Source organism: Streptomyces triticirhizae (genome assembly GCF_003696235.1).
GTDB classification, from domain to species: domain Bacteria; phylum Actinomycetota; class Actinomycetes; order Streptomycetales; family Streptomycetaceae; genus Streptomyces; species Streptomyces triticirhizae.
The window spans coordinates 35,165-48,200 of record NZ_RFFJ01000003.1 but is presented as its reverse complement, the minus strand read 5'-3'; the positions used below and the strand labels follow the sequence as shown (position 1 = coordinate 48,200).

Sequence of the window (13,036 nt, the reverse complement as noted above, 5' to 3'; positions counted from 1 at the left end):
GGGGCGGGCCGGCGCGCGCCGGCGCTCAGTCGGCGTAGACCTCGGCCCGGTCCACGCTGACGAAGGCGGCGGAGGATGAGGAGTCGCGCTCACCGGTGACCCGGATCGTCAACGTGTGGGTGCCGTGCGGCAGTCGGGGGCTGAGGTACTGGAGGGCCTCGCCGACGCGGATCGGGCCGTGGAGGTCGACGCGTTCCTCGGGGCCGCCGTCCACGCTGATCGCGGCGATGCCGTTGCGGGTGTCGCGCACGGACAGCAACGCGATCCTGGTGCCGGTGAAGGTGAACGTCGCGGTGGCGCCCGGCTGGTCGCTCCAGTGGTCGTCGCCCCAGAAGCACTGGCTGGCGCAGCCGGTGCCGGAGTTCCAGTCGCCCTCGAAGGTGACGGTGCCGTCGCCGCTGGAGCGGCCGTCGTCGTTGATCCAGTAGGTGAGGCCCTCCACGCCGGCGCCCGGGTCGCCCGACGGCAGGTCCTGGGTCGCGCCGAGCGCGAGCGGGGTGCCGAGGTCGGGGCTGCCGTCGGGGTGCCAACCGATGCGCTGGGCGCGGGTGGTGCGGTCGGAGTAGGTGTACTCCGGGGTGGTCTTGGCGTGGTAGACGATCCAGTCCTCGGTCCCGTCCGGCGAGGTGAAGAAGTTGTGGTGGCCGGGGCCGAAGACGCCGGCCGCGTCGTCGCGGGACAGCAGCGGACCCTGGTGCTGGGTCCAGTTCTCCGCGACCAGCGGGTCGGCACCGTCGGGCAGGGACATCATCCAGACCTGGTAGTCCGGCTTGCCGGTGTCGCAGGTGGAGTAGGTCATCCAGGTGCGGCCGTCGCGGTAGAGGAACGCCGGTCCCTCGCGGACCTCGGGGCAGCCGCCGGCGGCGTCCAGGGCTGTCGCGTCGCCGGAGACCGTGTAGGGGTTGGACATCGGGGCGATGTTGAGGCCGTTGTGCTGGTACTCGTTGAGGCCGCTGTAGGCGAGGTAGAGGCGGCCGTCGTGCTGGAGGATGCCGGGGTCGATGGCGAAGTCGTCGACGTGGTTGGGCGGTTCGAGCTTGCCCTTGAAGTGGTAGGGCCCCCTGGGGTCGTCGCCCTCGGACTCCAGGACGTAGAGCCGGTGGTGTTCGTCCACGCCGTCGTCGGCCGTGTAGTACATGTACCAGCGCTCGTTGAAGCGGTAGAACTCGGGCGCCCAGATGTGCTGGTCGCGGGACGGGTCGGTGTCGGTCCACACCGTGACGGGGTCGGCGGCCAGCAGGGTGGCCAACGAGGGCGCGCTCCACATCCGGATGGCGTCGCCCTGGGTGGTGGCGAGGTGGTAGTTCCCGTTGGCGTGAGTCACGAACGGGTCGGGGCCGGTGTTGAGCGGGTTGCGGAAGGTTCCGGTGGCGTGCGGCATCGCTTCTCCTGCCGAGGACGGCGGCGCACCGGCCAGGCCGATGAGCAACGCGAGCAGGGCGGTGATCAGAGCGGTTCTGGAGCGGGCGCGCATCGGTGCTCCCTCGGTCGGTCGGGGTCCTCAGGGACGCCGTGTGCGGCGTCGGGTTTCGACTGGCCATGGCATCACGGGACTTACAGCGATGGAAATACCCAAGGGCGAACGTTTTCCATCCCTCCCGCGCAGGCCCACCGACGGCGGAACGGGGCGGCGCGCCTCCCGACCCGGTGTCCCGGTGTCGCGGAAGGGCGCGCCGCGCGGGTCGGGGTCGGGCGGCGGGGACCACTCGGGGTGCCGGACCTGGACCGGCGAGTGCAGCGCGACGCCGAACGCCACCAGCCGCTCGCCACGGGAGGTGATGGTGAAGCCGGTGTGCCCCGGCAGCGCCAGAACGTGGACGCCGGGGAAGACCTCCTCCCCCGGCACCACCCGGCGCTGCCGCCGCCGCAGCGCCGGCGGCGGCACGGGCACCGGGCCCTCCCAGGCCCCGGCCGGGACCACGAAGGTGGCCCGGGTGAACACCGGCGGACGCACGCTGGCCCAGCCGACGTGGTCGAGGTGGAGCCGGGTGAACGCCACCACCTCGATGCCCTCCGGGCCCGGGTTGCCGCACCGCACCAGCGACCCGCCGATGTTGGCGACCAGATGGCCCGTGTCGTTGAGACAGGCCCGGTACGCCGCCGGGTGCGGCGGCCCGGCGGGCTTGAGCGGCATCGCGCCGTCCGGCACATAACTCACCTTCAGGTCCCCGACGTGGAGCGTGCGCGGGGCGGACGGCCGGCGCAGCCGCGTGTCGTTCAGCACGGCCACCTCCTGACTGCGGGGGCCGGCCCGCCGCGTGGCGCGCGCCGCGCCCTGGAGCTGACGGGCTTCCGGGCCAGCGCGCTGCCCGTGGTCGCCAACGTCGACGCCCGCCCGCACGAGGGAGGCCACCGCTGGCGGGAGTTGGGCGCCCGCCAGCTGACCGGTCCCGTCCGGAGATCCTCGGCACGCTCCACGGGGAGTTGGGCCGCACGGCCTTCCGTGACATCGGCCCCGGCCGCACCCTGGCCGGGCTCGCCCGCCGGGCCCTGCCCGGCGTCCCCGCCCGCCACGCCACCGCGGTCTCCCCCGCCCCTGCGGCGGCGTGGCCACCGGCGCCGGCCCGGGGCCGGCGCACCGCTCACCCGTCGCGGATGGTTACACGTCGTGGATGAACGGCTCGGCGCCCAGCGGCCGGTACCAGAGCCCTGGTCTGGCGCCCTCGGCCCTGATGCGGGAGGCGACCTCCGCCACGTCGGCGAAGGAGCCCAGGCCCCGGTCCCACGGGCCGCCGCCCGTGCCGCCGCCCGGGGTCCAGCCGGCGTCGATCACGCTGAACGGCCGCACCGGGTGGTCCCCGGCCGGCCGGGAGACGATCCGCGCGTCCCCGACCACCGCGTCCGCGTCGAAGCCGTGCCCGTAGGCGTAGTACCAGTTGTTGGCGCCGACCAGCGGCCCGCTGGGCACGGGCGCCGGCGCGAGCCCGACGACGAGTTCGCGGTGCGCGCGTGCGGCCCCGACTCCGTGTCAAGCCGGACGAGTTGGGCGACCTCCAGCTCGCGGTCGCCCAGCCGCACCGGCCGCTGCCCGGCGCGCAGGTCGGCCCAGAGCGTGACACCCTCGGCGTCGACCGACCAGGAGCACCAGGCCGCCGGCGAGGTCCGCACCCCGGCGCCGAGGGTGTGGCCGGCCCGCTCGTCGTGGGCCAGCCAGTACCAGGGCAGCACGCGGTGCGGCACCACGCCCTCCCAGGCGAGGTCGCCGTACGACCGCTCCCAGGCGTCGCCCAGCACGCGCGTCCCTCGGGGACGCCGCCGCGCCAGCGGAGCGCGACCCGGGACAGCTCTCCGCCCCCGGCGGCGACCGAGAGGGTCGACCAGCCGGGAGCCTCGGCGACGCGCGCCTCCACCCCCTCCCGGGTCCAACGGTCGCCGGACCGGGTCGCCGGCTCGAACCGCCCGGTCGGCCGGCTCTGGACGAACACGGCGTCGGGTGCCGGCATCGGGGTCAGGCTCATCGGTGGTGCCCCTTCGCAGTCGTGGAGTGTGAACGCGGGCCGCCGGCAAGGCGGTTCGAAACGTCCCCGCCCCGGACGGTTCCGGCGCGTCCGGCGTGACCGGACCGCCCCGGCGTCCCGGACCGCTCCGGCGCGTCCGGCATCCCAGACGTGACCTACGTCCCGGACGGCTCCGCATCGGCGCCGGGGCGCCGTTCAGGGCGTCCCCGACGTCCCCGACGCGTCCGGGGCGCCCGGCGCCCCGGACGGCTCCGCGCCCCCGTCCCCGTCCCCGTCCCCGTCCCCGTCCCCGTCCCCGTCCCCGCCGGAGGCGTACCGCGCTGCCGCGCGGCGGAAGCGCTCGGTGCGCGCCGGCTCCGGGGCCGCGTTGGCGAGGCGGCGGGTGAACTCGGCGGTGGGCCGCAGGATCACGTCGTCCGCCGGGCCGCGTTCCACGACCTCCCCCTGGTACATGACGAGGATCTCGTCGGAGAAGTGGCGCGCGGTCGCGAGGTCGTGGGTGATGTAGAGGACCGCGAGGTTCTCCTCCCGTTGCAGCCTGGCCAGCAGGTGCAGGATGCCCAGGCGGATCGAGACGTCCAGCATCGAGACGGGCTCGTCCGCGATCAGCACCGTCGGCTCGGGCGCCAACGCCCGGGCGATGGCGACGCGTTGCCGCTGCCCGCCGGACAGCTCGTGCGGGCGGCGCTCGGCGAAGCTGTCGGCGGGCGTCAGGTTGACGCGCTCCAGCAGCTCCTCGACCCTGGCCCGCAGCGCCGCCTTCCCCCGGACCCGGCCGTTGCGCAGCAGCGGCCGCTCCAGGTGGTGCGCGATGGTGTGGAACGGGTTCAGCGAGGCGAACGGGTCCTGGAAGACCATCTGCACCTGGCTGCGGTACTCCCGCATCCCGCGCCTGCGGAACGTCGCCGGCTGCCCGTTGAGCAGGATCTCCCCGCCGGTCGGCCTCTCCAGCTGGGCGATCATGCGGGCGACCGTGGACTTGCCGCTGCCGCTCTGGCCCACCAGGGCCACGGTGCTGCCGGCGTTCAGCTCGAAGTCGACCCCCTTCACCGCCGGGAACAGGGTGCGGCGCACCCCTTCTCTGACCGGGAAGTCCTTCTTCAGTGCACGCACTTCGAGAGTGGCCATCGTCATTCCTCCCCGGACTCTTCGATGCCGGCGCCGTGTCGGATGAAGTCGCCGCGCGTTCCGGTGAGGCTCGGAAAGGACCGCAGCAGTTCCTTGGTGTACGGGTGGCGGGCCGCGAAGAAGATGTCCTCGGCCCCGGCCAGCTCCACGATCCTCCCGTTCTTCATGATGGCGATGCGGTCGCTGATCTCCAGCAGCATCGGCAGGTCGTGGGTGATGAACAGGACGGAGAAGTCGAGTTCGCGCTGGAGCCGCGTGATCTCCTCGATGATGTCCCGCTGCACCACCACGTCGAGGGCGGTCGTCGGCTCGTCCATGATGATCAGCTGGGGCGAGAGCGCCAGCGCCATCGCGATCATCACGCGCTGCCGCATCCCGCCGGACAGCTCGTGCGCGTAGGACCGCAGCCGGTTCGTCGGCACGCCGACGAACTCGAACAACTCCTCGGCCCTGGCCTGGCGTTGGGCCCGGCTCATCTCCGGTCGGTGGGTCTTGAAGACGTCGCCGAGCTGGGCGTGGACGGGGATGACCGGGTTCAGCGAGTTCATGGCGCCCTGGAAGACCATGGACACCTTGTCCCACCGGTAGGCGCGCAGCGCCCGCCCGGTCAGCTTCAGGACGTCGATGTCCTCGCCCGAGCTGTCGTGGAAGGTGACGCTGCCGCCGGAGATGGTGCCCGGCGGGCGGATCAGCTGGTTGATGCCGTAGGCGAACGTCGACTTGCCACAGCCGCTCTCCCCGGCCAGGCCGAGGATCTCGCCCCGGTGGATCTGGAGGCTCACCTCATCGACGGCCGGGACGGAGCGGTCCGTGACGTAGTCGACGGACAGTCCGTCCACGGTGAGAACGGGTGCCTTCGCCATCACGACGACCTCTTTCGGGCACGAGCCGGACGCAGCTTGGGGTTGATGATCTCGTCGATGCTGAAGTTGATCAGGGCGAGGCCGCAGCCGAGGATGGCGATCAGGAAGCCGGGGGCCACGAACCACCACCAGCCGCCGAGCAGCAGCGCCTGCCCGTTCTGCGCGTCGGCGAGCATCGTGCCCCAGGTCAGGGAGTCGCTGGCGCCGATGCCGATGAACGCGAGCCCGGCCTCGCCGAGGATCGCGAAGACGATCGAGAAGACGAACCCGGAGGACAGCACGGGCAGCAGGTTGGGCAGGATCTCCACGCAGATGATCCGCCAGGTCGACTCCCCCGCCACCCGGGTGGCGAGCACGTAGTCGCGGTCGCGCAGCGACAGCGTCTGGGCCCGCACCACCCGCGCGCCGGCGGCCCAGCCCGTCAGCGCGAGGACGCCCGCCACCAGGAAGATGCTCTTCTGCTCGACATAGCTGCCGATCACGATCATCAGCGGCAGCCCGGGGATCACCAGCACGATGTTGGTGAGCAGCGAGAACAGCTCGTCGAGGATGCCGCCGACGAACGCGCCGAGGATGCCGAAGAAGGCGGAGAGCCCGAGGGTCATGGCGCCCACCATGACGCCGATCAGCAGCGAACCCCGGGTGCCGTGGGCGAGTTGCGCCAGCACGTCCTCGCCGGTCTGGGTGGTGCCCAGCAGGTGGTCCCCACTGGGCGGGGTCATGCCGATGTTGTCGACCGCGTACGGGTCCTGCGTCAGCAGCGGGCCGAGCAGCCCGAACAGCACGATGACGATGACGATGCCGGCGCCGGTGAGCAGCTTGGGCTCACGCCAGCGCCGACGCCGGGGCCCCGCCGCCTCCTCGATGGAGCCCTCCTCGGCGGCGGCCATGGTGTCGTTCAGCACACTGGACATGGGGACGGCCTCTCAGTTCCGGGTCCGGGTACGGGGGTCGATGAGCCCGTAGAACAGGTCGACGAGCAGGTTCGACACCAGGACGGCGATGGTGATGACGAGGAACAGCCCCTGCATGAGCGCGTAGTCGTTGTTCGACACCGCCAGCAGCATCGCGTTGCCGATGCCCGGATACGAGAAGACCTGTTCGGTCACGATCGACCCGGCCACCACGAAACCCAGTGAGATGGCGAACCCGGCGACGGAGGGCAGCGCCGCGTTCCTGGCCGCGTAGGTGATCATCACCCTGACCGGGTGCAGGCCCTTGGCCTCCGCGGTGACCACGTAGTCGTCGGAGAGCGTGGAGACCATCATGTTGCGCATCCCCAGCAGCCAGCCGCCGATGGAGCTGACGACGATGGTGATCGCGGGGAGCGTGCCGTAGGAGATGGCGCTCTCGATGAACTCCCAGGACCAGCCGGGGCGCACCGAGTTGACGTCGTAGCCGCCGCTCAGCGGGAACCAGCCCAGGTTGACCGCGAAGAAGTACACCAGGACCAGCGCCAGCCAGAAGTACGGCACGGACTGGAGCAGCGCGGTGGCCGGGATGATCGAGTCGACCCAGGTGCCCCGCTTCCACCCGGCGAAGGCCCCGAGGCCGACGCCGAGCAGGAACGCCAGCAGTGTGGAGATGCCGACGAGCAGCAGGGTCCACGGGATGGCCTGCCCGATGACGTCCGTCACCGGGGCCGGGAAGTAGGTCACCGACGTCCCGAAGTCGCCCTTGGCCAGGCCGCTGAGATAGCTCACGTACTGGGACCAGAGGGACTCGGAGGTGTCGGAGCCCAGCAGCATCTCCAACGAGTCCCGGGTGCCCGGGGCGACCGGGCCCTGCTGGGCGAGCTTCCCGATGAGGATGTCCACCGGGTTGCCGGGGAGCAGCCTCGGTATCAGGAAGTTGAGGGTGACCGCCGCCCAGAAGGCGGCGAGGTAGAAGGCGAGTTTCCGCAGGAGATACATGGATGGTTGCCTCGGAACGGTGCGCCGGCGGCGTCAGTTGACGGGCCGCAGGCGCTGGATGACCAGGCCGTTGCTCGGCGCGCCGATCACGTCGGGGCTGGCCCAGAGGTCGTCCTCGGTCGGGAAGCCGGTCACGCGCTCCGTGCTGTAGGTCGCGAACGAGATGTTGTTGACGACCGGGATGTACGGCATGTCCTCGACGATGTGCTCCTGGATGATCGCGTACTGCTCGGCGCGCACCGCCATGTCCTCGGTGCTGGCGGCGGCCACGAGCGCCTCGTCGACCTCGGGGTTGGAGTAGCGGACGACGTTGCCGTAGGGGTTGATCGACTCGCCGACCGGGCCGGTGTTCTCGGAGGAGAAGTAGGTCTCGTAGATGTAGTACGGGTCGGGACCCCGGCCCTGGAAGATGCCGCTGATAGCCAGCTCGAAGTTGCCGAGCCCCTGCGAGCTGGTGTTCTCCGAGTTGGCGACCTGCCGGGTCACCAGCTCGATGCCCGCCGCCTTGGCCTGCTGCGCCATGGCGTCGAGGGCGGTGATGTAGTCGGTGTAGCCGGTGGTCACCTGGACGTTCATGGAGAGGCGCTCGCCGTCCCTGACGTAGATGCCGTCCGAGCCCATGGTCCAACCGGCCTCCTCCAGCAGGCTCTTGGCGGCCTCGACGTCGGGGCTGCCGGGCATCGGCTCGCGGAGGTCGGGCGCGATCAGGTCGGCGTCGCGCTCCAGCAGCGCGAAGGTCGCCGAGATCGGCTCGGCCCTGTCGTAGTAGGCCAGCCGGTTCACCTGGTCACGGTCGAGCGCGGCGGACAGCGCGTGCCGGACGGCCGGGTCGGTCTGCGGCCCCTCGCAGCCCAGTTCGGCGTTGGCGCAGGTGGCGAGGACCACCTGCTGGCTGCCGAAGGAGGTCAGGCCGATGTCGTCCCGGTTGCCGAGGACGTTGTCGACGTCGGGGATGAAGATCCCCGCCCAGTCCAGCTGCTTGGCCAGCAGCTTGTCGGTCGCGGCCTGGTTGCCCGAGAGCGAGTGGTACCGCAGCCCGCCCACCTGGACGTCGTCGGCGTTGCGGAACTCCGGGTTCTTCTCCACCAGGTAGGACTGCGGGGTGAAGTCCGAGGCCACCATGGGCCCGGTGCCGACCGGCTCGCGGTTGGGGTCGGTGGCGGGGTCCGGCTTCTCCGACCAGATGTGCTCGGGAACGATATAGGTGCCGCCCAGCAGCGTCGGGGCGTCCATGAAGGACGGCTCCTCGAAGGTCAGGGTGACATGGGTGTCGTCGACCGCCTCGGCCTCCGGGGTGGTGCCGGTGGTGTTCAACTCCGGCGTGTCCCTGATGAGGTTGAAGGTGAACGCCACGTCCTCGGCGGAGAACGGCTCCCCGTCGCTCCAGTTGACGCCATCCCGGGTCTCGACCGAGAGGACGGTGCCGTCCTCGTTCCAGGAGTAGCTCGTGCCCAGGAGGGGCGTCGGCTCCTCGGTGGCCGGCTTGAGGTTGTTGAAGTAGAACAGCGGCTCGTAGATCATGCCCTGCGCGCCGCTGAGGACCGTGGGCGAGAGCGGGTTCCAGTTCTCCACGAAGGTCCCGCTGGCACCGGCGTAGGCGTTGAGGATCAGGCCATCCCCGGAGGACGCGTTGGTGCCGCCCCCGAGCAGGCCGTGAGCCCCAGGACGGTGACGGTGACGCAGGAGGCGAGAACGCGCGAGCGCGATCCGTTGATCATGAGTAGCCCTTCGCAAAACTTCAGGCAGTAACTTAAGTAAGCGCAGCGTCGAGTCGTCCCATGTCTGGTGCGTCATGGGGGGTGTGGGCCGGCATCGGCCGGTGCGCCCGTGGCGGAAAGGTTCCGTCCGACGTTGGTATACCGTTCTACTCATGCCCCGGGCAAGGGGTTCGACAGGATGGACTTTTCCCGAGGGCACACCACGGGGGCGCGGGGCGACCCGGGGAGCGGATGAACCGGCCCCTGTCCACGGGTTCATGGTGTGACCTGGCGCTCAGAGCTGCCCGCCGGACGGCGGGCAGGCCCGGAAGCCGCAACGAGGTGCGCCGGCCTCGTCGTTCGGCCCACCGAAGGGGAACCGCTGGTGGAACGGTTGATCTCGCCGTGTCCAAAAACGGCCGTCGCCCTCTTCTGGATCTTCGTGGATCAGTGGCGGGGGGTGCGGGTGGTGGGTGCGGGCCGGTGGGTGTGCCCGGTCCCTCTGCGGGCCGGTGGCCGGTGCGGGTAAGCCCGGCTGGCTGGTTGGTTGTTGACGAGGCTGTGGAGGTGGGGGGTTGAGGTTGTGGCGCGGGCCCCGGTGGGCGGCTTACCTGGCGCACGTTCGGCCGGGTGCGGGCGTAACGAAGGACTGCGACGGGCTGGCCGGGAGAGGGAAGGGAGGGGCGTCTTCCGGGGGTGGGCTTGTTGTCGCCGGGGACGGTGGTGGATGGCGGTACGCGCCCTGGGACGCGCGGCGACTGCGGGGTTGTGGGAGGTCGGTTGGCCGGTGGGGGCGTGCGTGGCGCGCACCGGCTTCTCCGGCCTGCCCCGGCGGATGGCCCGTCGCGGGTGTGACGACGCGTCGAACTCATCGCGGGGACGGTGACGGTCCGGTGTTGGGCGGGCGGTGAGGGGTGGGTTCGGTCAACGACCACCCCGCCCGTTCACCGTCCCGGCCGGGGCCCCCTCTCTCGCATCTTCACGGGCTCGCGACAACAGCCAAAGAGGAGCCGCTCACTGATCCACGAAGACCCGAACGAGAGACCTCAGCCCTCGCCGTCCTGGTGCGTGGCGTGGCCCAGGTCCTCGGACATGGCCCGGGCCGAGCGCAGCAGTTCGGCCGGGTGCCGGGCGATCTCCTCGTCCGTGACGCCGCGCGCGGGCATGACCGGGGTGACGACCAGCGGCAGCGAGTCGCCGGCGGCGAGCACCAGCGGCGGGGCAAGGCCCATGTCGACCTGGTGGCGGCGTCCCACACCACGGCGGGGACCATGCGCCACACCACGGGGATCAGCGCCAGGGGGAGGACGCCGAAGAGGAACAGCGCGTGAAAGTCCCACTCCGGCAGCGGGGTTCGGCCGACGACGCCGGTGATGATGCCGCCGAGCGCCAGCCCGGTGGCGGCGGCGCCGGCGTCCTGACCGGCCGACCCGCCGGCCGGATGCTCCGGCTCAGGCCGGCAGCTCCTGCTCGACCCAGATGGTCTTGCCGCTCGGCCCGTACCTGCTCCCCCACCGACTGCTGAGCTGCGCCACCAGGAACAGCCCGCGCCCCCCTTCGTCGGTGGTGTGCGCCCGGCGCATCCGGGGCTGGGTGGCGCTGGGGTCGGTGACCTCGCAGAACAGCGCCCCGCCCCGGATCAGGCGCAGCCCCACGGGCCCACCGGCGAACCGGACGGCGTTGGTGACGAGTTCGCTGACGATCAGCTCGGTCGCGAAGATGCTGTCCGTGAGGCCCCAGTCGGCGAGCTTCCCGGTCGCCGCCTCGCGCGCCGAGGCGACGGACCCGGGCTCGGCCGGGAACTCCCAGCCGGCGACGGCGTCCGGCGCCAGCCGGGAGGTGCGGGCCAGCACCAGGGCGGCGTCGTCCCGCAGCGGGGCGCCCCCGGCCGGCGCCATCAGCTCCTCGGTCAACGCGGAGAGGTCGCCCTCGGCACGCGGCAGTCGCGCCAGCCGGTCCGCGAGACCCTAGGTGCCGCTGTCGAGGTCGTCGCCGTACCGCAGGAGCAACCCGTCGGTGTACAGGGCGAGAACGCTCCCGGGCGGCACGTCCACGGAGGTGGCCTCGAACGGCAGGCCGCCCACGCCCAGCGGCGGCCCCGGCTGGATGGGCACCGGCCGGGCGGGGCCGTCCGGCGCCACCATCAGCGGTGGCGGGTGGCCGGCGGCGGCCATCACACAGCGCCCGGCGACGGGGTCGTGCACCGCGACCAGGCACGTCGCGCTCACCACGTCGCGGTGCGCCGGGTCCGCCTCGCCGGCCAGCCGCTTCACCAGGTCGTCGAGGTGGGTGAGGAGTTCGTCGGGCGCCAGCTCCAGATCCGCCAGGGTCCCCACGGCCGTGCGCAGCCGCCCCATGGTGGCGGTGGCGTGCAGGCCGTGGCCGGTCACGTCCCCGACGACCAGGGCGGTCCGCAGACAGGGCAGTTCGATGGCGTCGAACCAGTCGCCGCCGAGGCCGGCGCCGCCCGCCGCCGGGCGGTAGGCGCCGGCGGTCTCCATGACCGAGGTGACGGTGGAGGCCCGGGGCAGCAGCCGCCGTTGGAGGGCCATGGTGGCGCGGTGTTCGCGGGTGTAGCGGCGGGCGTTGTCCACGCTGAGCGCGGCGTGCGCGGCGATCTCGGTCAGCAGCGCGCCGTCCTCCTCGTCGAACGGCTCGGGCCGCTTGGCCCGCCAGACCGCCACCACCCCCAGGACCAGGCCGCGCGCGAAGAGCGGGGCGATCGACAGCGAGTGGCCGCCCTCGGGCGCCGCCCGCCGAACGCGGGCCGGATCGGCCAGCCCCTCCTCCAGGGTGGCCCGGTCGACCACGATGGTGCGGCCCTCCTGGAGACGTCGCACCATCGGGTGGTCCGGGAGGTCCGGGACGACGTGTCCCGGCTGGAGGAGTTCGGACGGCCAGGGGCCGTGCGCGGAACGCACCGACACCCGCCGCAGGTTGAGGTCGCCGCCCTTGAGCGACCTCGGCGGCTCGTCCCCGGTGAGAACGGGTTCGGCCAGGTCGACCCAGGCGTAGTCGGCGAAGTCCGGCACCAGCGTGTCGACGATCTCCTGGGCCGTCCCCTCGGTGTCGAGGGTGCCGCCGATCCGCGCCGCCCGGTGGCGCAGCGCGCTGCGGCGGGCCATCTTCCAGTGGTCGGTGGCGTCGGTGAGCAGGACCGCGACGCCCGTGGGCCGGCCGCGCCGGTCCGTCATCCGCAGCGCGGAGACGGACCAGGACCAGTCCCCGTACGGCGGTTGCGTGGACCGCACCCGCTGGTCGTTCCCGGCCAGCGGCTCGCCGGTCTCCAGCACGCCGCGCAGGGCGGCGTCCGCGCCCGCCGCGTCGGCCGAGCCCATGACGTCGGAGAGCCGGGAGCCCGGGGGCAGCGCCGGGCCGGGGAACCCGTCGCGGTCGACGTTGGTCCGCACCACCGCCAGCTCGGTGTCCCGCAGGACGTATCCGATCCGGTCCTGGGAGAGCAGCGCGCGGCTCAGGGACTCGGCGTGTTCGATCTCCCTGGCCCGTTCGGCGGTGACGGCCAGGATCGCGATGCCCGCGCCGTCCCGCAGCGGCCGCGCCTGGTAGCGCACGGCGACCGCCCGCCCGGAGCCGCGTTCCACCGTGACCTCGCCGCTCTCCGGCGGCGGCCCGGCCCGTTCGGCCCGGGGCAGCAGCCGGAGCACGGAGCGGCCGAGCACCTCGGCGGCGGGGCGCTCCAGGAGTTCCTCGGCGGCGCGGGACCAGCCGACGACGACGCCGCGACGTTCGACGAGGGCGACGGCGGCCTCGGCCAGCGGGCCGTCGCCGTCGAGGCGCTCGTCGGCGTCTCCGGGCGCCTCGTTGTCCGCGTCGTTCGCCCTCATGGGGCCGTCACCGCCTCTCGCACCTGGCCGGTGCCCCCATCATGTCCCGAGGCCGGAACCCGCGCCCTCACCCGCCGCTCCGACGCGCCCGGTTGGCGGCGACCGTCCCGCCCGCGCAGGACTTCCGGCTGC

9 protein-coding genes and 1 pseudogene are annotated in these 13,036 nt (G+C 72.5%); all 10 read right to left on the bottom strand.

Features of this window, described 5'->3' with window-relative positions; all coding sequences use genetic code 11:
- Window positions 1–25: 25 nt before the first annotated feature.
- Entirely contained in the window at window positions 26–1,474 is a 1,449-nt protein-coding gene (locus tag EBN88_RS01280) for a glycoside hydrolase family 43 protein (RefSeq protein ID WP_122181894.1), read from the bottom strand.
- A gap of 27 nt (window positions 1,475–1,501) precedes the next feature.
- A complete protein-coding gene (locus EBN88_RS01275; RefSeq protein ID WP_147472617.1) occupies window positions 1,502–2,224 on the bottom strand; it encodes an MBL fold metallo-hydrolase in 723 nt (240 codons plus the stop codon).
- A 375-nt stretch (window positions 2,225–2,599) separates the two neighbouring features.
- The gene (locus tag EBN88_RS01270; protein ID WP_122181892.1) at window positions 2,600–2,908 is read right to left on the bottom strand and encodes an alpha-amylase family protein; all 309 of its coding nucleotides are present in this window, start codon (window positions 2,906–2,908) and stop codon (window positions 2,600–2,602) included.
- 745 nt (window positions 2,909–3,653) lie between these two features.
- Entirely contained in the window at window positions 3,654–4,586 is a 933-nt protein-coding gene (locus EBN88_RS01265; RefSeq protein ID WP_122181891.1) for an ABC transporter ATP-binding protein, read from the bottom strand.
- A gap of 2 nt (window positions 4,587–4,588) precedes the next feature.
- Window positions 4,589–5,449 carry an ABC transporter ATP-binding protein gene (locus EBN88_RS30355; protein WP_158621299.1) on the bottom strand — a complete coding sequence of 287 codons (861 nt, stop codon included), beginning with the start codon at window positions 5,447–5,449 and terminating at the stop codon, window positions 4,589–4,591.
- Window positions 5,449–6,363, bottom strand: coding sequence for an ABC transporter permease (locus tag EBN88_RS30350; protein WP_158621298.1), 915 nt, complete (start codon window positions 6,361–6,363; stop codon window positions 5,449–5,451). Before EBN88_RS30350 ends, EBN88_RS30355 begins: the two co-directional genes overlap by 1 nt.
- Window positions 6,364–6,375: 12 nt before the next feature.
- Entirely contained in the window at window positions 6,376–7,362 is a 987-nt protein-coding gene (locus EBN88_RS01255; protein ID WP_122181890.1) for an ABC transporter permease, read from the bottom strand.
- 33 nt (window positions 7,363–7,395) lie between these two features.
- Window positions 7,396–8,934, bottom strand: a complete 1,539-nt coding sequence (locus EBN88_RS01250; RefSeq protein ID WP_158621297.1) for an ABC transporter substrate-binding protein — start codon at window positions 8,932–8,934, stop codon at window positions 7,396–7,398.
- A gap of 1,171 nt (window positions 8,935–10,105) precedes the next feature.
- Entirely contained in the window at window positions 10,106–10,291 is a 186-nt protein-coding gene (locus tag EBN88_RS01245; protein WP_147472616.1) for a hypothetical protein, read from the bottom strand.
- Window positions 10,292–10,510: 219 nt separating this feature from the next.
- Window positions 10,511–12,904 (bottom strand): annotated as a pseudogene (locus EBN88_RS01240) (SpoIIE family protein phosphatase).
- Window positions 12,905–13,036: the final 132 nt, after the last annotated feature.

What these genes read in the sequence shown, in the direction of transcription:
- EBN88_RS01280 (WP_122181894.1), bottom strand. Translation starts at nt 1,474, where the DNA reads ATGCGCGCCCGCTCCAGAACCGCTCTGATCACCGCCCTGCTCGCGTTG.
- EBN88_RS01265 (WP_122181891.1), bottom strand. Translation starts at nt 4,586, where the DNA reads ATGGCCACTCTCGAAGTGCGTGCACTGAAGAAGGACTTCCCGGTCAGA.
- EBN88_RS30355 (WP_158621299.1), bottom strand. Translation starts at nt 5,449, where the DNA reads ATGGCGAAGGCACCCGTTCTCACCGTGGACGGACTGTCCGTCGACTAC.
- EBN88_RS30350 (WP_158621298.1), bottom strand. Translation starts at nt 6,363, where the DNA reads ATGTCCAGTGTGCTGAACGACACCATGGCCGCCGCCGAGGAGGGCTCC.
- EBN88_RS01255 (WP_122181890.1), bottom strand. Translation starts at nt 7,362, where the DNA reads ATGTATCTCCTGCGGAAACTCGCCTTCTACCTCGCCGCCTTCTGGGCG.
- EBN88_RS01245 (WP_147472616.1), bottom strand. Translation starts at nt 10,291, where the DNA reads ATGGGCCTTGCCCCGCCGCTGGTGCTCGCCGCCGGCGACTCGCTGCCG.